Below are 20,733 nucleotides of genomic sequence, written 5' to 3'. Positions count from 1 at the left end.
GCGTGACAGGGCCAGGCGCAGCGTGACGAGAGCGCCGAGCGAATCGCGGCGGGGGAAATCGCGCGCATTTGCAGTTGTCGGTTCCGCGCCCGCTTCCTAGACGATGGACATGGCCGATACGCTCACGATCACTTTCGCCCAACATAACCAGCGTGTCGGCGATCTCGCCGGGAATGCCGATGCCATGCTGGCCGCACGCCAGCGAGCCAGGGCGGCGGGCGCGGACCTGATCGTCTTTCCCGAAATGCACCTGATCGGCTATCCGCCCGAGGATCTGGTGCTGAAACCCGCGCTGATCGAACGCGCCGCCGCCGAACTCGACCGGTTGGCCAGTGCGACGGACGAGGACGGGCCCGGCATGCTGGTCGGCAGCGTGTTCGTGCGCGACGGGGCGCTGCACAATGGCGTCGCGCTGCTGGACGGCGGGCGCATCACCGCCACGCGCTTCAAGCACGAGCTGCCCAATTACGGCACGTTCGACGAGCAGCGCCTGTTCACCCCCGGCGACCTGCCCGACCCGGTGCTGTTCCGCGGCGCGATGCTGGGCCTGCCGATCTGCGAGGATATCTGGCACCCCGACGTGTGCCGCCACCTGGCCGACATGGGCGCGCAGATCTTCATCTGCATCAACGGCAGCCCGTACGAGATCGACAAGGACGTGCTGCGCATCGACGGCGTCGCCAAGCGCCGCGCGATCGATACCGGCGTTCCGCTCGCCTATCTGAACCGCGTCGGCGGACAGGACGAGCTGGCGTTCGACGGTGCCAGCTTCGTCATCAACGGCGACGGCACGCTGGCCGCGCAATTGCCCGACTGGGAAGAGGTGGAAATTTCGACCCGCTGGGTGAGGGGCCGCGATGGCTGGTCCTGCGTGCCGGGCGCGCTGCACCGGCTGGCCGACCATCCGGAAGACATCTATTGCGCGATGGTCACGGCGCTGCGCGATTATGTCGACCACAACGGCTTTCCGGGCGTGCTGCTGGGCCTGTCGGGCGGGATCGACAGCGCGCTATGCGCCGCGGTCGCGGTCGATGCGCTGGGCGCGGACCGGGTGTGGTGCGTGATGCTGCCAAGCCGCTTTACCAGCCAGGACAGCCTCGACGATGCCGAGGCCTGCGCCAAGGCGCTGGGCTGCCGCCTGTCGACCATCCCGATCCAGCCCGCCGTGACCGGTTTCGACGACATGCTGGCGGGCGATTTCGCCGACCGCGACGTCGACCTGACCGAGGAGAACATCCAGTCCCGCATCCGCGGCGTCACGCTGATGGCGCTGTCGAACAAGTTCGGCCACATGCTGGTCACCACCGGCAACAAGAGCGAGATGAGCGTCGGCTATGCGACCATCTATGGCGACATGGCGGGCGGGTACAATCCGCTGAAGGACGCCTATAAAACGACGGTGTTCGAACTGGCTAGATGGCGCAATCGCGCCCGCCCCAAGATCGGCAAGGTCCCGAAGGGCGAGGTGATCCCGGCCAATATCATCGCCAAGCCGCCCAGCGCGGAGTTGCGGCCCGACCAGAAGGATTCCGATTCGCTGCCCGACTACGATCTGCTCGACGGCATATTGCACGGGCTGGTGGAGCACGAGAAGAGCGTGGACCAGCTTGTCGTGGAAGGGTTCGATCGGGAGGTGGTCCAGCGCATCGAACGGCTGCTGCACCTGGCCGAATACAAGCGGCGGCAGGCCGCGCCCGGCGTGAAGCTGGGAGCGCGCAATTTCGGGCGCGACCGGCGCTATCCCATCACCCACAGTTTCCGGTCGGGCTGATGCGGCGGCTTGCTCTCTTGCTGGCGCTTGCGCTGGCGGCATGCGGCGGCGACGCGCCGGAACCGCGCGATGCGGCCGGGCGGCAGGATGTCGCCGGGCCCGACTCGCCCGCGCCCGACTCGCCTGCGCCCGTTGCCGACCCCGCGCCCGTTGTGGAAACGGGGCCGGTCGACACTCTGGCCGGCGAATGGCGCGTGGCCGGGATCGACGGCGAGCCGCTTGACGAGAGTTACGGCATCGCCCTGTCCGCCACCGACCAGAGGATCTGGTGGGAGCCGCAATGCGCCGGGCTGGTACGTCTCTACCGTATCGAGGGGGACCGCATCACGCTGGAACCGCCCCCGCCGCCCGAGGCGCAGAAGGGTCTGCCGCGCCCTCCGCCGGCGCTGTGCACGATCGGCGTGCCGCCTGCCGTCGACCGGGCGATGCAGGCACTGGATGCCGCCGATACGGCCGTGCGCACGCCGCAGAACGGCATCGAACTGTCGGGCGGTGGCCGTTCGGTGACGCTTTTCTCGCAGTAGAGGCGGTTTCATCGCCCGCGAAAGCGCCTATAGGGCAGCGCATGATCGTCACCCGCTTCGCTCCGTCGCCCACCGGGCAGCTTCACGTCGGCAATATCCGCACCGCGCTGCATAATGCGCTGCTGGCGCGCAAGGCGGGCGGGCGTTTCATGCTGCGCATCGACGACACCGATGCCGAACGGTCGCGGGAGGACTTTGTCGAGGCGATCCGCGCCGATCTGGACTGGCTTGGCCTGACCCCGGACGGCGAGGAGCGGCAATCGGCAAGGCTGGCGCTGTACGAGCAGGCGTTCGAACGGCTGAGGGCTGCGGGTCGCGTCTATCGTGCCTATGAGACGGCGCAGGAACTGGATCTGAAGCGCAAGATCCTGCTGGGGCGCAAGCTGCCGCCGATCTACGACCGCGCCGCGCTGGACCTGACCGACCAGGATCACGCGCATTTTGCTGCAGAGGGCAAGGCGCCGCATTGGCGCTTCCGGCTGGACCACGGCGAGGCGATAGCCTGGGATGACGGCATACGCGGGCCGCAGCATTTCGACGCATCGGCCATGTCCGATCCGGTTGTGCGGCGCGCCGACGGGTCGTGGCTCTACATGCTGCCCAGCTGCATCGACGATATCGACATGGGCATCACCGACGTTCTGCGCGGCGAGGATCACGTGTCCAATACTGCCGTGCAAATACAGATGTTTACCGCACTTAATGCGCCGCCCCCGCGCTTCGCGCATGAGGCGCTGCTGGTCGGCGGGGAAGGGAAACTGTCGAAGCGTCTCGGTTCCACGGGCGTGGCCGATTTCCGCGAGCAGGGGCTTGAGCCGATGGCGATCAATTCGCTGCTGGCTCGGATCGGCACTTCGCAGCCGGTGGAAGCGAAGCAAGACATGACGGCGCTGACCGACGGCTTTGACCTGTCCACCTTCGGCCGCGCGCCCGCCCGCTTCGACGAGGCGGAATTGCTGCGGCTCAACGCGCAGCTGGTGCATGCGATGGACCATGCCGACGCCGCGCCCCGCCTGCCCGAAGGCATGGATGAGAAGGCGTGGCTGACGATCCGCCCGAACCTGGAGCGGGTGAGCGATGCGCGCGAATGGTGGCAGGTCGTGACCGGTCCGGTCGAATGCCCCGAACTGTCGGATGAGGATGCCGCATTCGTCGGCGCGTCAGCCGACGCGGCCGAGGCTATGGACTGGAGCGACGAGAGCGGCACGTGGAAGGCGCTGACCGAAGCGCTGAAACAGGCGACCGGCCGCAAGGGCAAGGCGCTGTTCCTGCCGCTGCGGCTGGCGCTGACCGGCATCGATCACGGGCCGGACATGAACGCCCTGCTGCCGCTGATAGGGCGTGACCGCGCAGCGCAAAGGCTGCGGGCCGCCGGATCGCGGCCCGCCGCCTGACGCGGACTTAATTCGGGAAACTAGGCGTCGGAGGGCAGGGGCTGCACCACCGGGCGCGACTGCAAAACCGGCTGCGGTGCAGGCGCGGGCTGCGGCGCCGGCTCGGCGGCAGGCGCAGGTTCGTAGGAGGGCGCAGGTTCGTAGGAGGGCTGGGGATCCACCGGCGCGGCATCGGGTGCGGACTGCTGCGGTTCGGACGCGGCATCGAACTCACCCTCGGCAGCGGCCTTCGAACCGGACGAGCCGTCGATCAGCGTGGTGCTTTCACGCACAAAGTCGGTCTGCTGGGTCACGCCGCTGGGCGTATCGCTGATCTCGATGTCGCAATTGAACTGCAGCCGCTCGCCGATTTCGCCCAGGTCGGGGTTGGCATTGCCCTTCAGCGCCTCGATTTCCGCCTCGCGCTGGATAAGATACAGGTCGCGTTCGGCCGCATAGGGATCGCCGCATTTTTCGCGCACCGAGGCGATCTGCGCGTCCTTGTCGATGCGGTCGTTCAGCGAATTGAGCGTGCCCGCCGGGATGACATAATAGGGGCTGTTGAGCGGCTTTCCGATCACCGTCGGCAGAACGGCCAGGTCGACCGTGCGCCCGATCAGATCGCGCACCGTGGTCGACCCGATCAGCGGCAGATACAGGTAAGGTCCGGGACCCACGCCGTAATAGCCCAGCGTATTGGCAAGGCCGTTGGGCTGGTGCTCCAGATAGAACGGCTCCTTCGCCGCGACGTCGAACAAGCCGCCGATGCCGATCGTGGTGTTGATCGCAAAGCGTCCCAGCGTCTGCAGTGCCCTGCCGGGCTTCAGCTGGAGAAGATAGTGCAGCGCGCTGACCGGTTCGCCCAGGTTGGACAGGAAATTGTCCACCCCGTCGCGGATCGGTTCGGGGATCGAGCTGCCATAGGCCGTGGCAATGGGTTCGACGACCGCCTCGTCGACGGCGTCGACTACCTCATAGCTGAGCGCATTGACACGTTCGGCGGGATCGCCCCTTGGCGCGCCGACTTCGCCCTGCACGATGATCTCGCCGCCATCGGCGGGAGGAGGCACGTCCTGGTCTTCCGTCGTCGCGGGCGGGGTTTCGGGCTGGCCCGGCACCGGCGCGGGGCCGGGATCGGGAATGTCCTGCACCAGCGCCAGCCGCGGCTGCATGTCGAAGCGCTTGCGCTCCAGCGCCTGCACCAGTTCGGCGGGCAATGGAGTTGCCATCGCCACGGCCGCGCGGGACGTTCCGCCTTCGTGCAATCTGCGTGCAAAGCCCGCATCGTCAGATACGCCAGCGCCGCCCATGGCGATCGCTGCCGCCAGACCCGTAATTACCATTCCACCTCACCTGATACGACCCGGCAGGGGCCGTTCCCGCCCCGCAATCGCCCGCCATTGCGGAGCGCCTGATGCGGTAGCAGGGCCATCTAAACCGAGAATTAACTCACACGGCGCGGCTTTGTGCCCCGCCGCCATCTGATTTCGTCCACGGCGCCCCGTTCGATCGGCGCCCCGTTCGGCCGGCGCTCCGTTCAGTCGACGCCGAATTCAGGCCGCAGCTTCCTCGGTCGCGCGCACCGCGTCCAGCAATTTCGCCTCGATCGCCTTCATCCGGCTTTCCGAGACGATCTTGTCGCCAAGCAGATCGGTCACATAGAACGTATCGGCGGCGCGTTCGCCATAATTCGTCACATGCGCCGATTGTATCATCAGCCGCTCCTCGAACAAGGCGCGCGCCAGGCGGTTGAGCAGGGCGGGGCGGTCGCGGGCGCTGACCTCGATCACGGTGAAGCGGTTCGACGCGTCATTGTCGAACTCGATCCGGGGCTTCACCTCGAACGCATGGGCGCGCAGGCGCGACAGCGGGCGGGCCGCCAGCTCGGGAACCAGCTCGTTCCGGTGCGCCAGCGAATCCTCGATCGCCTGCTTCAGCCGGTCGATCTGGTGCTGTTCGTGGAACGGGCGGCCCAGCGGGTCCTGCACCAGCAGGTTGTCGACCGCCACGCCGTTGCGGCTGGTGTGGAAGCGCGCGTCGATGATGTTTCCGCCCGCCAGATGGATGCCGCCCGCGATGCGGCTGAACAGGCCGGGATGGTCGCCCACGATCACGGTGACCAGCGTCGCGCCGCGATTCTCGGAATAATGGCATTCGATCGACAGCTTGCGCTGCCCTTCCATCCTGTCGATCTGGCGCAGGTTGGGCACGATCACCTCGGGCGCCTCGGCGATCCAGTAGGAGGACAGCATCGCCTTGCCCGCGCTGTCGATCAGCCCCTTGTCGCCCTCCAGCAGGTCGGCGACCTGAGCCTTCTTGATCTCGACGCCTTTTTCGCGGCCCACGCTCTTGTGGCCCAGCCGGATGCGTTCCTCGGCGGCGTGGAACAGGTCTGTCAGAAGCTGGCTTTTCCAGCTGTTCCATACGCCCGGACCGACCGCCCCGATGTCGACCACCGTCAGCACCATCAATTGCCGCAGCCGTTCGAGCGATTGCACCTCGGCCACGAAATCGGCGATTGTCTTGGGATCGGCAAGGTCGCGCTTGAACGCGGTCGCGCTCATCAGCAGATGCTGCCTGACCAGCCACGAGACCAGCTCGGTCTCGGTCTCGTCCAGCCCCAGCCGCGGACCGACCTTCAGCGCGTCCTCGGCCCCCAGGATCGAATGGTCGCCGCCGCGCCCCTTGGCGATGTCGTGCATCAGCACCGCGACATACAGCGCGCGGCGATGCTTGATCTTGCCGATGATGTCGGTCGCGGTCGGATGCGTCTCGGCGCTTTCGCCCGATTCGATGCGGGCCAGCGCCCCGATGGCGCGGATCGTGTGCTCGTCGACGGTATAGTGGTGGTACATGTCGAACTGCATCTGCGCCACGACGCGGCCGAATTCCGGCATGATGCGCCCGAACACGCTCGCCTCGTTCATCCAGCGCAGGGCCAGCTCGGGATTGTCGCGGCTGGTCAGCAGGGCAAGCAACAGCGCATTGGCGCGCTTGTCGCGGCGCACCTTGTTGTCGATCAGCCCCGAATCGCGGTCGGCCAGCCGCATGGCATTGGGATGGACCTCCACCCCCTCGGCATTGGCGAGGGTGAAGATCTCGACCAGCCGCACCGGGTCCTGCTGGAAGAAATCGTCGCTGGGCACGTTGATGCGGCCCGACGAGATCTCGAACCCCTCGACGATGCGGGTGCGGTCGCGGAAACGGGTCATCAGGCTGGGCCGCTTGGAACGGGCGAACTGCTCGTCCAGCTGGGCGAGGAACACGCCGGTCAGGCTGCCCACGCGCTTCACCTGCAGGAAATAGAACCGCATGAAGCGCTCGACCGCGCTTTTCCCCGGGCGGTCGACGAAATTCATCCGGGCCGACACCTCGCGCTGCAGGTCGAAGGTCAGCCGGTCCTCCTCGCGCCCGGTGATGGTGTGGAGGTGGCAGCGCACCGCCCAGAAGAAGTTTTCCGCCCGGCGGAACGCGCGATATTCGGTGCGGGTCAGCAGGCCGGCATCGACCAGTTCGGACGCGGTGCGGACCTTGTGGATATACTTGCCGATCCAGTAGAGCGTGTGCAGGTCGCGCAGGCCGCCCTTGCCCTCTTTCACATTGGGTTCGACGACATAGCGCGAATCGCCCATGCGCTTGTGCCGCTCCTCGCGCTCCAGCAGCTTTTCGGCGACGAACTGCTTTTCCGATCCCGCGACGACATCGGCCCAGAACCGGTCGCTCGCCTTCTGGAACAAGGCCTGGTCGCCCCACAGGAAGCGCCCTTCCAGCAAGGCGGTGCGGATGGTCAGGTCCTGCTTCGCCATCTTGACCATGTCGTCCAGGCTGCGGCTGGAATGGCCGACCTTCAGCCCCAGGTCCCACAGGAAATACAGGATCGCCTCGATCACCTGCTCGCACCAGGGAGTGTTCTTCATCGGGGTGATGAAGGCGATGTCCACGTCGGACTGCGGCGCCATCTCGCCCCGGCCGTATCCGCCGACCGCGACCAGCGTCAGCCGCTCGCCCGCGCTGCGATTGGCGGCGGGATAGACATGGGTGATGACATGGTCGTGGATCACGCGGATCAGCTGGTCGATCAGGAAGCTTTGCGCCGCGGCGACCTTGTGGCCGGCGGACGGCTCGGCATCGAGGCGGGCGGCGATGTCCTTGCGGCCCGTGGCCAGCGCATCCTTGAGGATGGCGACGATTTTCTGCCGCTTGATCTTGCCCTGCGCCGCATCAACCGCCGCATCGACCGTGGCGGACAGTTTCCGCCGGTCGATGATGGCGCGCTGGTTGGGTATGCGGGGCTGGCTCATGCGATTCCTTGCAACGGGGGTCACGCGTGGCGGGGGGCGCTGCGGCCCGATCCTTGCGATCCCGGTCCTTCCTATATTGTCGCGAATAGCCGTTTTTCCAGGGCGGGGCCAATCGGGCCGCCCGGGTTGTGCGCTCTCTTTCATCGCGCGGCGCGCTGTGCCAAAGAGCGGCGCGCCGCGCGCGGGCGGCAACACGGGTGCCCATGCGGACGCCCGAACGGGTCCCCGCGCCCCGTCCGCGCCCCGAAGGAGAATTGCGAGTGCCGCTCGAACTGGCCGCTGCGGCGGCGAATGCGCCGATCTATTGGGAGAACCTGGGCCTGCGTCCGGGCATCGACCTCGGCTTCTTCACGCTGCGCTGGTATTCGCTGGCCTATCTGGCGGGCATCGCGCTGGGGTACTGGCACCTGACGCGCATGATCAGATCGCCCGGCGCGCCGCTGGCGCAGCGCCATGCGGAGGATTTGTTCTTCTGGTGTACGCTGGGCGTCATCTTCGGCGGGCGACTGGGCTATGCCACTTTCTACGAACCGTCGCTGTGGTCGGATCCGCTCGCGCTGTTGTCGGTGTGGAACGGGGGGATGAGCTTTCATGGCGGGATGATCGGCACCGTGCTGGCGATCGCCTGGGTATCGTGGCGCGGCAAGCTGCAATTCATCCGCGTGGCCGATTATATCGCGGTCAACGTGCCCTTCGGCCTATTCTTCGGACGGCTCGCCAACTTCGTGAACGGCGAGCTGTGGGGCCGCGCAGCGGGGCCGGACGTGCCATGGGCGATGGTGTTCCCGCATGGCGGCCCGGTCGCACGCCATCCCAGCCAGCTGTACGAGGCTGCGCTCGAGGGGCTGGTGCTGGGCATCGTGCTGCTGTGCCTGTTCTGGCTGACCCGGGCGCGCTGGCGCACCGGGCTGCTGGTGGGCGTGTTCACGCTGGGCTACGGCCTGTCGCGCTTCACGGTCGAGTTCTTCCGCGAGCCCGACCAGCAGCTGGCCGATTTCGCGGTGGAGACCGGGTTCTCGATGGGCCAGTGGCTGACCATGCCGATGATCCTGGTCGGGCTGGCGCTGATCGTCATCGCGCTGGTCCGCCCGCCGCATGGCACTGCCCTGCGCGCCGGCAAGACGGCACCCTCTGCCTAGACGCGTGGCCGGGCCGCACGACAGCCTGACCGGGCGCCTCGCGCGGACGATCGCGCATCTGGGGCCGATCCCGCTGGCGCAATACATGGCCGAGGCGAACGCGCATTATTACGCGCATCGCGATCCGCTGGGCGTCACCGGCGATTTCGTCACCGCGCCCGAAATCAGCCAGATGTTCGGCGAGATGCTGGGCGGCTGGCTGGCCGACATGGCGGTCCGCGCCGGATCGCATGACGCCTGCTACGTCGAACTGGGCGGGGGGCGCGGCACCCTGGCGCGCGACGCTCTGCGCGTGATGGCGGGCGCGGGGCTGCGGCCCGAAGTGCACCTCGTCGAAGCCTCGCCCGTCCTGCGCGAGGCGCAGCGCAGCCTGCTGGCGGAGCATGCGCCGGTCTTCCACGACAGCGCGGCCAGCCTGCCCGAGGATCGGCCTTTGCTGATCGTCGCCAACGAATTCTTCGACGCGCTGCCGATCCGCCAGCTGGTCCGCACCCCGCGGGGCTGGCGCGAGATGGTCGTCGCGCTGGCGGGCACGGATGCAGACGAACCGGATGCCCGATCCTTCGTGCCCGTTCCCGGCGACCGCCCGATGGATTCGGCCATTCCCCCGGCCCGCGCCGACGCGCCAGCCGATACGCTGATCGAGGTCTGCCCCGCCGCCAGCGCGATCATGCACGAGCTGGGCGGCCGGCTGGCGAGGCAGGGCGGGGCGATGCTGGCGCTGGATTACGGACATCTGCAGCCCTTCACCGGATCCAGCCTCCAGGCCGTGCGCGCGCACCGCAAGGTCGATCCCTTCACCGATCCCGGCGCCGCCGACCTGACCGCCCATGTCGATTTCGCCGCTCTGGCGGATGCCGCGCGCGCCGCCGGGTGCCGGGTCGACGGAATGGCGCAGCAGGGCGAATTCCTGCTGGCGCTGGGGATCGCGCAGCGCGCGGCGGCATTGGCGCGCGCCAATCCCGCATCGGCCGGAACGGTCGCCGAGGCGCTCGACAGGCTGGTGTCGGCCCGGGCCATGGGATCGCTTTTCAAGGTGCTGGCGCTGGCCGCGCCCGGCTGGCCGCAGGGTGCCGGCCTTGCGCATGCGCCATCATAAAGCAAAATCGCTGTTGGAAATTTCAAGCTTCGTGTCTATGGGGTGCCCGGAACGAGGCTTGCCGCGGCCTCGCCTTGCGTGAATCGGCACCATCCGTGGGTTCACACTGGCGCAGTCGCGATTGGACGGGACAGCCCCTGGCCGGGGATCGACCTTCCCAAGACTTGGGACATTCGTAGCGAAGCGGCGGGGCGCATCCTGTGCTCCCGCGCAGTCAGTTCAGGGATTTGGCATGGCAGACGCGACCATCGACACCACAGGGACCGTCGAGGGTACCAGCGAAGGCGAGACCGGTGTCCGCCGCCGCGACTTCATCGAGATTGCCGCCGTCAGCGCCGCCGGCGTGGGCGGGCTTGCGGTGCTCTATCCGCTGATCAGCCAGATGGCGCCGTCCAAGGACGTGCTGGCCGAATCCACGACCGAGATCGATCTTTCCGCGATCGAGACCGGGCAGGCGATCAAGGCGGTGTTCCGCAAGCAGCCGGTCTTCGTGCGCAACCTGACCGAACGGGAAATTGCCGAAGCGGACGCGGTTCCGCTATCAGCATTGCGCGATCCGCAGACTCTGGAAGAGCGTACCAAGGAAGGCCGGACCAACTGGCTGATCACCATGGGCGTGTGCACCCATCTCGGCTGTGTCCCGCTGGGCGCCGCCGAAGGTGAGAACCGCGGCGAGTACGGCGGCTATTTCTGCCCCTGCCACGGCTCGCACTACGACACCGCCGCGCGCATCCGCAAAGGGCCTGCGCCGCTCAATCTGGAAGTGCCGGAATACGAGTTCACTTCCGACACCACCGTGGTTCTGGGCTGAGGATAGAGTACGATGAGCTTCCCCTGGGCAAAGCATTACGAGCCGAAGCAGCCGGTCATGAAGTGGCTGGACGAGAAACTGCCGCTTCCGCGCCTCGTCTATAACGCCATCGGTGCCGGCTATCCCGTGCCGCGCAACCTGAACTATTTCTGGAACTTCGGCGTGCTGGCGGGCTTCTGCCTGATGCTGCAGATCGTCACCGGCGTGGTCCTGGCGATGCACTATGCGCCCAACGCGCTGGTTGCCTTCGATTCGGTCGAGCACATCATGCGCGACGTCAACTGGGGCTGGATGATGCGCTATGCGCATGCGAACGGCGCCAGCTTCTTCTTCGTCGTGGTCTATATCCACATCTTCCGCGGCCTGTTCTTCAGCTCGTACAAGGCCCCGCGCGAGATGATCTGGCTGCTGGGCGTAGTCATCTTCCTGCTCATGATGGCGACCGCCTTCATGGGCTACGTGCTTCCCTGGGGTCAGATGAGCTTCTGGGGTGCCAAGGTGATCACCGGCCTGTTCGGCGCGATCCCGCTGGTGGGCGAGCCGCTGCAGATCTGGCTGCTGGGCGGCTTCGCGCCCGACAATGCCGCGCTGAACCGCTTTTTCTCGCTGCACTTCATGCTGCCCTTCGTGATCGCGGGTGTCGTCATCCTGCATATCTGGGCGCTGCACATCCCGGGTTCGTCGAACCCCACGGGCGTGGAAGTGAAGCAGGAATCGGACACCGTGCCGTTCCACCCCTATTACACCGCCAAGGACGGTTTCGGCCTGGGCGTGTTCCTCGTGCTCTACACGCTGTTCGTGTTCTTCATGCCGAACCAGCTGGGCCACCCGGACAACTACATCCCGGCCAACCCGCTTTCGACCCCGGCGCATATCGTGCCCGAATGGTACTTCTGGCCGTTCTACGCGATCCTGCGCGCCTTCACCCAGGACTTCCTGTTCCTGCCGGCGAAGCTGATGGGCGTGATCGCGATGTTCGCCGCCATCCTGGTGTGGTTCTTCCTGCCCTGGCTGGATCGTTCGCCGGTCCGTTCGGGCCTGTATCGGCCGCTGTTCCGCAAGTTCTTCTGGTTCGGCCTGATCCCCGCGATGGCGGTGCTGTTCTGGTGCGGCGGCGCGCCGGCAGAGGAACCCTATGTGATGCTGAGCCAGATCGCGGCGCTGTACTACTTCGCGCACTTCCTCATCATCCTGCCTCTGGTGTCGAGCTTCGAAACGCCGAAGCCGCTGCCGGGCTCGATCACCGAGGCCGTGCTGGGCGACAAGAGCGGGGCGCACGACCACGTGCCGCTCGAAACCACCCACGATGCTCCCGCGGGCCGTCCGGCCACCGCCTGAGACTGACGAAAACACAGAAAGACGCGTAAGATGGCACGCCTTATTGCAATCCTCGTCGGCCTCGGCTTCGTGATCATACTGGCCTATTCGTTCGTTGTCGGCGCCTATACCGCCGCCACCGACGATGCGGCCCCGACCGCCGAGCACGAGTTCCACCTGCACCCGCGCGACGCGCATCTGCAGAGCGCGGGCTGGACCGGCACGTTCGACTATCAGCAGGTGCAGCGCGGCTACCAGGTCTACAAGGAAGTGTGCTCGGCCTGCCACTCGCTGCGCCACGTCGCCTTCCGCAACCTGGCCGAGCTGGGCTATACCGAGGCCGAGGTGAAGGCCGAGGCAGCGACCTGGCAGGTGCCCGGGATCAATCCCGCCACCGGCGAGCCGGTGATGCGTCCGGCGCTGCCGACCGACGTCTTCCCGCTGCCCTATGCGAACAATGTCGCCGCGGCTGCCGCGAACAACAATGCGGTTCCGCCCGATCTTTCGCTGATCACCAAGGCGCGTCACGACGGCGGCAACTATGTCTATTCGCTGCTGACCGGCTATCGCGATCCGGCGGGTTACACCCACGACGGAATGTCGCTGAACGAGGAATTCCCCGACTTCACGACGCCGACCGGGCTGCACTTCAACCCGTATTTCCCGAACCTCAACCTCGCGATGGCACCGCCGCTGACGAGTGCCGGGCAGGTGACCTATGCCGACGGTACCGAAGCGACGGTCGACCAGATGGCGCAGGACGTCGCGGCGTTCCTGGTGTGGACGGCAGAACCCACGCTGCAGAAGCGTCACCAGACGGGCTTCCCCGTGGTGCTGTTCCTGATCTTCGCCACGGTGCTGGGCTTCCTTGCCTATCGCAACGTGTGGCGGAACGTGAAGCACTAAGGGCGCATCGCGCGCATCGACACAAAGGGCCGCCGGCACATGCCGCGCGGCCCTTTTTGCTGGCAGTTACGAATTTGGTGCGATCTGCGATTGACGTCGGGCCATGCAAGATGGCAAGCAGCGCGTCGCCTGACGGCTTCAGCGGGCGGGTATAGCATAGTGGTAATGCTCTAGCCTTCCAAGCTAGCTAGAGGGGTTCGATTCCCCTTACCCGCTCCAGCTCTCCCACCCGCAGATATGGGACATTGGTCGCCGATCGGCGCCTGTTCGGTGGAAACCGCGCGTTTCGCCGTTGGAAAGCCGCGCCGATCGGTCTAGCTGGCTTGGGAAACCGGGCGCCGCATGACCTTCGGTCCGCTTGTTCGCTTCTCACGCTTCGGTCGCAACGCAGCTGGTACGGCAGGCCCGCTCAATACGCCGATCCCAGCCATTCGAGAGTCGATCCGCCCGTGCCTATCCATGCCCTGTCCCGCCATCTGACGCGCACAGTCGCCACGATCGCCTTCCTGGCCCCGATGTTCGTCACTACGGCGCAAGCAGGCGAACTGGAACTGGAGACGGCGGCGCTGGCGGGATTGGATGCGCCTGCGGTGCTGCCGGACCAGCCGCTGGTCGAGAGTGGGGATGTGCGCGCGCCTGCGCTGGATCGCCCAGCGCTAAACCGGCCTTCGCTAAACCAGATCGCCTCGCTCACGCTTCCCGCGGCGCTGCGGGTTACGCCGCTCGACTTCGATATCCAGGCGGTGCAGGCGCCCGATGCCCGTCCAGCCCTGCTGCAGGCGCGTCTTTCAGGCGCGGAGCAGTCCGCGCTCGGGCAGTCCGCGCTCGACGGTCCGATCAGGCCGATCACGCTGGACGAAGCCGCGATGGAGCCTGCCTGGGCAAACCACGTCCCGCGCGCCTCGGCCACCCACCGCAGCTTCGGCAGCCAAATCGGCTCGATCAAGACCGAATTGCTGATCCTTGCCGCCTATTTCTCGGCGCAGAGCGGCAAGAAGCTGTTCCGCGAGACGACCGACTTCCATTTCAAGAGCGAAGGCTGGTTTGGAAAGAACACCACCAATCTTGGCGCGGACAAGATGCTGCACGCGTTCGACACCTATCTGATCGCCGAAATCCTGCACATGCGGCTGCACAAGAACACCCATGCGTCCGAGGGCGATGCGGTGACCGCAGCGGCCATGGCCTCCACGCTGATGGCGCTGAACGAGATTTCGGACGGCATAGAACCCGACAGCGGCTATTCGCTCGAGGATGTCGCGATGAACACCGTCGGGGCGATGTTCTCGGTATTGCGCAACACGGTGCCGGGCATGCGCGAGAAAGTGTCGTTCAAGATCGAGATCGTGCCGAACGACGACATCTACAGCTATCGCGGCAAGAAGCATTACGAGCAGCAGCGCTACATGCTGTCGCTGAAAGGCCGCGGGTTCGATGCGCTGGACAATACGCCGCTGCGCTTCCTCGACCTGCAGCTGGGCTATTACGCGTCCGACTTCCTGAACGAGGACCGCGCGGCGGGGATCGTGCCGAAGCAGCATGTCTTCCTGGGCGTGGGGCTGAACCTGGGCGAGATCCTGTTCGGCAGGAAGAAGACCACCAGCTTCTCCAAGGGCGCGGACCTGGCGCTCGATTATCTGCAATTGCCCTATACCTCGCTGCGCGTGGACCAGCGCGGGGACATCAGCTATTGACCCTTCGCCGGTGCGGCCCTGGGGCGTCCAGGGGGCTGCGCGACATTGCGGTAGACATGGCTGCGCCTTTGCGCGAATTAGGCTATTAAACCCATCGGCTTATCGCATTCACCACGGAAAGGGGCCGCGAGTCGCCATGCATGCACCGGAAGAGGTGCGGCGCTCCTTTCCCGGGAAACTACAGGGCTCTACCATGAACGAAGTCAAAGTCATCGCCGAGATCGGCTGCAACCACAAGGGCGACATGGCCATCGCCAGGGAACTGATCCAGGTGGCCGCGCAGGTCTGCAAGGCGCATGTCGCCAAGTTCCAGAAGCGCAACAACCGCGAGCTTCTGACCCCTGCCGAATACAGCACGCCGCATCCGAACCCGGCGAACAGCTATGGCGAAACCTATGGCGCGCACCGCGAATTCCTGGAATTCTCGGTCGACCAGCATGCCGAGCTGAAGGAAGAGTGCGAGCGGCACGGCATCGAATATTCGACTTCGGTCTGGGACCTGACCTCTGCGCGCGAGATCGCCTCGCTCAATCCCGGGCTGATCAAGATCCCCTCGGCGACCAACCAGCATTACGAGCTGCAGCGCTATCTGTGCGAAAACTACGGCGGCGAGATCCACGTCTCGACCGGCATGACCGACCATGCCGAGATCGAGAAGCTGGTCGGTTTCTATGCCGAGATGGGCCGGTCGAAGGATCTGGTGCTCTATGCCTGCACCTCGGGCTATCCCGTTCCGTTCGAGGATCTGGCCTTGCTCGAGATCAACCGCCTGCAGGAAAACTTCGGCGACCGCGTCAAGTATATCGGCTTTTCGGGGCACCATCTGGGCATCGCGGCGGATGTCGCGGCGCTGGCGGTGGGCCGCACGGGCCAGCATCGCTATGGCCAGGGCACCTTCGGCTATGTCGAGCGGCATTTCACTCTGGACCGCACCTGGAAGGGCACCGACCACGCCGCCAGCCTCGAACCCGATGGCCTGCGCCGCCTGTGCCGCGACATTCGCCATGTCGACCAGTCGCTGACCTACAAGTCGGACGAGATCCTGCCGATCGAGCAGGTCCAGCGCGACAAGCTGAAATGGTCGCAGGACAAGCACGGCGACCAGGTCGTCCGCCTGGCAAGCTGATAAAAAGAGGCCCGCACCTGACAGGCGCGGGCCTTTTTCGTTTCGCCAATCAGCCGCGCGTTCCGGCCCTGCCCGTAGCGACCCAGCGGCTGACCAGGGCGGCAATGCCGAACAGCGTCATGCCGGCGCCGATCGCCATCTCGGTCGGATCGTTGCCGCTTTCCGCGAAAGGCAGGCTGGCCATAAAGGCCGCGCCGAAGATCGTAGCCCCCAGCCCGACCCGCGATACCGCCGATGGTGCCGGCCGCTCCAGCCGGGCGCCTTCTGGATCGATCGGTTCAGAAAATAGCTGACCAGCACCCGGCGCAGTTCCGCGACCAGCAGCACGGGCGCCGCCATCACGAACGCTACGATTAGCAAGTCGTCCATCCCGATCCTCCAGCTTTGGATGCCAGTCTAGACGTCGTCGGCGCTGACCATTTCGGCGCGGTCGATCTCGCCCGTCATGACTGCAACCGTGGTCGCCACCGCCGCATCGCCCGAGACATTGGTGGTGGTGCGCATCATGTCCATGATCCGGTCCACGCCCGCGACGAAGGCGATCGTCTCAAGCGGGACGCCAACGCTGGAGAACACCAGTGTCATCATGATCAGCCCCGCGCCCGGGATGCCCGCTGCGCCGACCGCGCCCAGCGTGGCGGTGATCGAGATCATGAAATAATCGGCCCATGACAGATCGACGCCAAAGATCTGCGCGCCGAACAGCGTGGCAAGGCCCAGATACATCGCCGTGCCGTTCATGTTGATCGTCGCGCCCAGCGCGATCACGAAGCTGGCGACCGAGTTCGACACGCCCAGGTTACGCTCGGCGCAGCGCAGGGTGACGGGCAGCGTCGCGTTGGAACTGGCTGTGGAGTAGGACACCGCCATCGCATCGACGATCCCGCGAAAGAAATCGCGCACCGGCAGCTTGGCCAGGAACTTGATCATCGCGGAATAGATGCCGAAGATGATCAGCAGGCAGCCGAGATAATTAAGCCCCACCAGCTTGGCGAGCGAGAGCAGCGCGTCGGTACCGAAGTTGCCCGCGACCCATGCCATCAGCGCGAAGACGCCGAACGGGGTCAACTCCATCACGATCATCGTGACCTTCTGCATCACCACCGATCCGGCATCGAAGATGCGGGGCAGGGGGTGCCCTTCCTCGCCCGCCATCAATATGCCGATGCCGATCAGCAGCGCGAACACGATCAGCGGCAGCACGTTGACGTCGGCCATCACCTGCACCGGGCTTTGCGGCACGATCGACAGGATCATCTCGCGCCAGCTCTGCGTCGCGGCCTCGGGCACGGTGCCCATTTCGATGCGCGACTGGTCCAGCCCCTCGCCCGGCTTGAAGAAGGTGCCCAAGGCAAGGCCCAGCCATACCGCGATCTGCCCGGTCACCACGAACAGCAACAGCGCGCGCCCGCCCACCGCACCCAGCTTGCGCAGGTCGCCGATGGCCGCCACGCCCGACACGAGGCTGAAGAAGATCAGCGGCACCACCAGCATCTTGATCGATGCGATGAACACGTCGCCGATGATCTTGATGCTTTCCGCCCCCGGACCCCAGGCCAGCCCCGTGATGACGCCCAGGATAAGCGCGGCGATGACCCGCTGCCACAGCGGAATTCGGAACCAGGTCGCAAGCATGGGTTGGGGTGATCCCTCGATTAGGCCGTTTCAACCGAAACCTGTGCCCGCATGCCGCTCGGCCCGCAAGGGGGCGTGCCGGTTTGCGCATAGAAGCCTGCGCGCCTAGAGCGCTGGGCGATGCGGATCATCGACAGGATCATCTCGGACCGGGGATCGAAATATGCGGTCTCGGGCGCGCCGTGCCGGTCGGCGCAGGAAGCGGCGGCGCTGCTCGTGCGGCTGAAGCAGGGCAAGCGCTTTGCCAGGGCCACGCACAACAGCTGGGGCCTGATCTGCCAAGACGGGCCCATCAAGAACGACGACGGCGAGAGCGGGGCCGGCATGGTGATCCTGCGCATGCTCGATCGTGAAGGGCTGCGCGATCATCTGATCGTCGTCACGCGCTGGTACGGCGGCAAGCAGCTGGGCGGCGACCGCTTCCGCCATGTGCAGGAAGCGGTGCGGATCTACCTTGAATCCCTGGCGAAGGACTCCTGAAGCGCCAGCGCCGCCCGCGCCGCGCGTTCGTAGATGCGCACCAGCGCGTCGAGGTCGGGCAGGGCGATGGCTTCGTCGCGCTTGTGCATGGTCGCGTTGCAGGGACCGAACTCGATCACCGGGCAGATGCTCTTCAGGAAGCGCGCATCCGACGTGCCGCCGCCGGTGGACAGTTCGGGCTCCAGCCCCGTTTCGGCGCGGATCGCTTCGGCCAGCAGCGCGCTGAACGCGCCCGGCTCGGTCAGGAAGGGTTCGCCGCTGATGACGGGGCGGGCGGTGCCGCCGTGCCGCTCTGCAATCTCGGTCACGCGGGCGGACAGCTGCGCGCCGGTGTGCAGATCGTTGAAGCGGATCGACAGCCGCGCCCGGGCCGCGGCGGGAATGACATTGGTCGCCGGATTGCCGACTTCCAGATCCGTGATTTCCAGGTTGGAGGGCTGGAACCAGTCGGTCCCGTCATCCAGTTCCAGAGCGTCCAGCTCGGCCAGCATCGCGACCAGGCGCGGGATCGGATTGTCGGCGAGGTGCGGGTAGGCGACATGCCCCTCGTTACCGTGCACCTCGAGCCAGATGTTCACGCTGCCGCGGCGGCCGATCTTCATCATGTCACCCAGCCGGGCGACGCTGGTCGGCTCGCCCACCAGGCACAGGTCGGGCACGACGTCGCGCGCCGCCATGTGCTCCATCAGCGCCAGCGTGCCGAAGCGGGCCGGGCCTTCCTCGTCCCCGGTGATGATGAAGCTGATCGTGCCGGCCTCTGCCGGGATGCGCGCGGCGGCGGCGACCATGGCGGCAATCTGGCTCTTCATGTCGACCGCGCCGCGGCCATGCAGCATCTCGCCCCGCACCTCGGGCGTGAAGGGATCGCTGGTCCAGCCGTCGCCCGCCGGCACCACGTCGAGATGGCCGGCAAAGGCGAAATGGCGCGTGCCTTCGGGGCCGGGGCGCACCGCCAGCAGGTTCTCGACCGGGCCGCTGGGCGCATCGCCGTCGATGGTGCGCAGCACGTTGAAGCCCAGCGGCTTCAGCATAGCCTCAAGCGCGTCGAACACCGCGCCGCGCGCTGGCGTCACGCTGGGACAGGCGATCAGGCGGCTGGCAAGCTCCAGCGGCGAAGGGGTGGGGCTATCGGTCATCGCCAACGCGCCTAGCCGAACCTGCCGCACGGTAAAAGGGCGCCCGGTAAAAGAGCGTCCCGCGTGCCGACCGGCACCAAGCGGATCAGAAGGGCAGGAAGGGCCCGGCCAGGATCAGCGCGGCGGCGCTGCCCGTCACGATCGCGAAGCGCGCAGCGGCGGCAATGGCCCCGTCCATGTCGGCGGCGGGACGATAGAGGGCGGCGCGGGCGATTCTCTGGGCCATGGCGCGATCATGCGCCGCGAAACCCTACCAAAAGGTAAATGCCCGTTAACGCCGCGCGAACCATAGATGCAGCGCATCCAGGCAGCTGCGCCCCAGCTGCATCGAACGCTCCGCGCTCCACCCCTGCACCGGGTCGGGCAGGTCGTCATGGTCCTTGAACGGCATTTCCAGCGTCATCGACACGCAGCCAAAGCGGGCGGCGAGCTGGTTGGTCGCCATCGCGGGATTGCCGCGGCCGGCCGGCGTCAGCGGATAGCCATGCCGGGTCTGGAAATCGGGCGTCTGCGCGGCAAGCAATTCGCTATACAGATCGAAGCCCGGCTTCTGGTGCGGCTTCAGCCCGGCCATGCCCTCGAACCCCGCCAGGAAGACGTGGGGAATCGCCTCGTCCCCGTGCACGTCCATTGCGAAATCCACGCCGGTTTCGTCCATCGCATCGCGGATCGCCAGCACCTCGGGCGATTTCTCGGCCGAGGGCGTGCCCCATTCGCGGTTCAGGTTCGATCCCGCCGCATTGGTGCGCAGATGGCCCCTGAACGATCCGTCGGGATTGCAATTGGGCACGATGTGGAACCGCGCCTTCTGCCGCAAGGCGCGCGCCACCGGGTCGCTGCGGTCGGCCAGCTTGGCCAGCGCGCCTTCCATCCACCATTCGGCCATGCTCTCACCCGGATGCTGGCGCGCGAACAGCCAGACATGCCGGTCGCCTTCGCCGCATTCCAGGCAATCGATCGGCCGCCCGTCGAGCGACCAGCCCAGCACGCGGTGACCGAAACCCTCGGCCGCGGCGCTGCCTGCGACCAGATCCATGTGGCGTTCCAGCGAATAAGGCGCGAAATAGGCGAACCACGCCAGATCGCCCCTGGGCTGGAAGCGGATCGTCAGCGTGCCGCCATCCTCGTTCGCGTCGAAGCTGCTGGGCGCGCGGTCCCAGCGCAGGCGATCCTCGGTGACGCAGGCGTTATAGCCCGGCCAGCCCGCCGGATAGGCCGATGTATTGAGGTCGGTGATCTTCAGCGTCAGCTCGCGCCCCGCGGCGCCGATGACGGCGAAATGGAACCATTGCTTGAACGCATTGCCCGGATCCGGCCGCAATTCCAGCCAGGCGGAGGTGTCGGCAATGCGGCGGACTTCGATATTGCCGCTGTCGAAGGCGGCATGGACGGCGATGGGCTGCACGGATGATCCCTGAAAC

At 66.3% G+C, this 20,733-nt stretch carries 18 protein-coding genes and 1 tRNA gene; 12 read left to right on the top strand and 7 right to left on the bottom strand.

Going from position 1 to position 20,733, the window contains the following annotated elements; all coding sequences use genetic code 11:
- Positions 1-109: 109 nt before the first annotated feature.
- From A9D14_RS11750 to gltX, 3 genes are read left to right on the top strand one after another with little or no spacing between them, the layout of a single operon-like run.
- Positions 110-1,771: an NAD+ synthase gene (locus A9D14_RS11750; protein WP_066849046.1), complete on the top strand. Its 1,662-nt coding sequence runs from the start codon at positions 110-112 to the stop codon at positions 1,769-1,771.
- The gene (locus A9D14_RS11745; RefSeq protein WP_087910511.1) at positions 1,771-2,295 is read left to right on the top strand and encodes a hypothetical protein; all 525 of its coding nucleotides are present in this window, start codon (positions 1,771-1,773) and stop codon (positions 2,293-2,295) included. Before A9D14_RS11750 ends, A9D14_RS11745 begins: the two co-directional genes overlap by 1 nt.
- Before the next feature lie 41 nt (positions 2,296-2,336).
- A complete protein-coding gene (gene gltX, locus A9D14_RS11740; protein ID WP_066846667.1) occupies positions 2,337-3,689 on the top strand; it encodes a glutamate--tRNA ligase in 1,353 nt (450 codons plus the stop codon).
- A gap of 20 nt (positions 3,690-3,709) precedes the next feature.
- Here gltX and A9D14_RS20310 read toward each other — a convergent pair whose 3' ends face one another.
- Both A9D14_RS20310 and A9D14_RS11730 read right to left on the bottom strand, forming a co-directional pair.
- Positions 3,710-5,011, bottom strand: a complete 1,302-nt coding sequence (locus A9D14_RS20310; protein WP_083987888.1) for an MlaA family lipoprotein — start codon at positions 5,009-5,011, stop codon at positions 3,710-3,712.
- 210 nt (positions 5,012-5,221) lie between these two features.
- Positions 5,222-7,969: a [protein-PII] uridylyltransferase gene (locus tag A9D14_RS11730; protein WP_066846665.1), complete on the bottom strand. Its 2,748-nt coding sequence runs from the start codon at positions 7,967-7,969 to the stop codon at positions 5,222-5,224.
- A 260-nt stretch (positions 7,970-8,229) separates the two neighbouring features.
- Here A9D14_RS11730 and lgt point away from each other — a divergent pair, with 260 nt between their 5' ends.
- The 8 genes from lgt to A9D14_RS11690 all read left to right on the top strand — a co-directional run bounded on the left by lgt (position 8,230) and on the right by A9D14_RS11690 (position 16,061).
- Positions 8,230-9,108, top strand: coding sequence for a prolipoprotein diacylglyceryl transferase (gene lgt, locus A9D14_RS11725; RefSeq protein WP_066846662.1), 879 nt, complete (start codon positions 8,230-8,232; stop codon positions 9,106-9,108).
- A 4-nt stretch (positions 9,109-9,112) separates the two neighbouring features.
- The gene (locus A9D14_RS11720) at positions 9,113-10,207 is read left to right on the top strand and encodes a class I SAM-dependent methyltransferase (RefSeq protein WP_066846660.1); all 1,095 of its coding nucleotides are present in this window, start codon (positions 9,113-9,115) and stop codon (positions 10,205-10,207) included.
- Positions 10,208-10,439: 232 nt separating this feature from the next.
- Positions 10,440-11,018: a ubiquinol-cytochrome c reductase iron-sulfur subunit gene (petA, locus tag A9D14_RS11715; protein WP_066846659.1), complete on the top strand. Its 579-nt coding sequence runs from the start codon at positions 10,440-10,442 to the stop codon at positions 11,016-11,018.
- Between the two features lie 12 nt (positions 11,019-11,030).
- On the top strand, positions 11,031-12,356 hold the full coding sequence (locus A9D14_RS11710; protein WP_066846656.1) for a cytochrome b: 1,326 nt from the start codon (positions 11,031-11,033) through the stop codon (positions 12,354-12,356).
- 30 nt (positions 12,357-12,386) lie between these two features.
- Positions 12,387-13,241: a cytochrome c1 gene (locus tag A9D14_RS11705; RefSeq protein WP_066846653.1), complete on the top strand. Its 855-nt coding sequence runs from the start codon at positions 12,387-12,389 to the stop codon at positions 13,239-13,241.
- Positions 13,242-13,386: 145 nt separating this feature from the next.
- A tRNA-Gly gene (locus A9D14_RS11700) sits at positions 13,387-13,460 on the top strand.
- Between the two features lie 230 nt (positions 13,461-13,690).
- On the top strand, positions 13,691-14,935 hold the full coding sequence (locus tag A9D14_RS11695; protein ID WP_083987886.1) for a DUF2279 domain-containing protein: 1,245 nt from the start codon (positions 13,691-13,693) through the stop codon (positions 14,933-14,935).
- 193 nt (positions 14,936-15,128) lie between these two features.
- Positions 15,129-16,061, top strand: coding sequence for an N-acetylneuraminate synthase family protein (locus A9D14_RS11690; protein WP_066846649.1), 933 nt, complete (start codon positions 15,129-15,131; stop codon positions 16,059-16,061).
- A gap of 49 nt (positions 16,062-16,110) precedes the next feature.
- Here the strand turns inward: A9D14_RS11690 and A9D14_RS20305 are convergent, their stop codons facing one another.
- The gene (locus A9D14_RS20305; protein WP_269769210.1) at positions 16,111-16,245 is read right to left on the bottom strand and encodes a hypothetical protein; all 135 of its coding nucleotides are present in this window, start codon (positions 16,243-16,245) and stop codon (positions 16,111-16,113) included.
- Between the two features lie 212 nt (positions 16,246-16,457).
- A complete protein-coding gene (locus A9D14_RS11685; protein WP_066846646.1) occupies positions 16,458-17,696 on the bottom strand; it encodes a dicarboxylate/amino acid:cation symporter in 1,239 nt (412 codons plus the stop codon).
- A 120-nt stretch (positions 17,697-17,816) separates the two neighbouring features.
- Here A9D14_RS11685 and A9D14_RS11680 point away from each other — a divergent pair, with 120 nt between their 5' ends.
- Complete coding sequence (locus tag A9D14_RS11680; protein WP_066846643.1) at positions 17,817-18,176, top strand: YigZ family protein; 360 nt, start codon at positions 17,817-17,819, stop codon at positions 18,174-18,176.
- On the opposite strand, the gene dapE is transcribed toward A9D14_RS11680, so the two are convergent.
- The 3 genes from dapE to A9D14_RS11670 form a co-directional block, all read right to left on the bottom strand.
- Positions 18,146-19,312, bottom strand: coding sequence for a succinyl-diaminopimelate desuccinylase (gene dapE / locus A9D14_RS11675; RefSeq protein WP_066846641.1), 1,167 nt, complete (start codon positions 19,310-19,312; stop codon positions 18,146-18,148). The genes A9D14_RS11680 and dapE overlap by 31 nt on opposite strands.
- Positions 19,313-19,397: 85 nt before the next feature.
- Positions 19,398-19,538: a hypothetical protein gene (locus tag A9D14_RS19525; protein WP_157668215.1), complete on the bottom strand. Its 141-nt coding sequence runs from the start codon at positions 19,536-19,538 to the stop codon at positions 19,398-19,400.
- A 45-nt stretch (positions 19,539-19,583) separates the two neighbouring features.
- Positions 19,584-20,717, bottom strand: a complete 1,134-nt coding sequence (locus A9D14_RS11670) for a M14 family metallopeptidase (protein ID WP_087910510.1) — start codon at positions 20,715-20,717, stop codon at positions 19,584-19,586.
- Positions 20,718-20,733 lie beyond the last annotated feature (16 nt).

It is taken from the genome of Croceicoccus marinus (genome assembly GCF_001661675.2).
GTDB lineage: Bacteria > Pseudomonadota > Alphaproteobacteria > Sphingomonadales > Sphingomonadaceae > Croceicoccus > Croceicoccus marinus.
The sequence above is the reverse complement of the archived record's forward strand: the minus strand, read 5'-3'. Positions and strand labels throughout refer to the sequence as shown.

Bases quoted from the DNA above. Each gene is read 5' to 3' on its own strand.
- A9D14_RS11750 (WP_066849046.1), top strand. From the start codon at position 110: ATGGCCGATACGCTCACGATCACTTTCGCCCAACATAACCAGCGTGTC.
- A9D14_RS11745 (WP_087910511.1), top strand. From the start codon at position 1,771: ATGCGGCGGCTTGCTCTCTTGCTGGCGCTTGCGCTGGCGGCATGCGGC.
- gltX (WP_066846667.1), top strand. From the start codon at position 2,337: ATGATCGTCACCCGCTTCGCTCCGTCGCCCACCGGGCAGCTTCACGTC.
- A9D14_RS20310 (WP_083987888.1), bottom strand. From the start codon at position 5,011: ATGGTAATTACGGGTCTGGCGGCAGCGATCGCCATGGGCGGCGCTGGC.
- A9D14_RS11730 (WP_066846665.1), bottom strand. From the start codon at position 7,969: ATGAGCCAGCCCCGCATACCCAACCAGCGCGCCATCATCGACCGGCGG.
- petA (WP_066846659.1), top strand. From the start codon at position 10,440: ATGGCAGACGCGACCATCGACACCACAGGGACCGTCGAGGGTACCAGC.
- A9D14_RS11710 (WP_066846656.1), top strand. From the start codon at position 11,031: ATGAGCTTCCCCTGGGCAAAGCATTACGAGCCGAAGCAGCCGGTCATG.
- A9D14_RS11705 (WP_066846653.1), top strand. From the start codon at position 12,387: ATGGCACGCCTTATTGCAATCCTCGTCGGCCTCGGCTTCGTGATCATA.
- A9D14_RS11690 (WP_066846649.1), top strand. From the start codon at position 15,129: ATGAACGAAGTCAAAGTCATCGCCGAGATCGGCTGCAACCACAAGGGC.
- A9D14_RS20305 (WP_269769210.1), bottom strand. From the start codon at position 16,245: ATGGCCAGCCTGCCTTTCGCGGAAAGCGGCAACGATCCGACCGAGATG.
- A9D14_RS11685 (WP_066846646.1), bottom strand. From the start codon at position 17,696: ATGCTTGCGACCTGGTTCCGAATTCCGCTGTGGCAGCGGGTCATCGCC.
- A9D14_RS11680 (WP_066846643.1), top strand. From the start codon at position 17,817: ATGCGGATCATCGACAGGATCATCTCGGACCGGGGATCGAAATATGCG.
- dapE (WP_066846641.1), bottom strand. From the start codon at position 19,312: ATGACCGATAGCCCCACCCCTTCGCCGCTGGAGCTTGCCAGCCGCCTG.
- A9D14_RS19525 (WP_157668215.1), bottom strand. From the start codon at position 19,538: ATGGCCCAGAGAATCGCCCGCGCCGCCCTCTATCGTCCCGCCGCCGAC.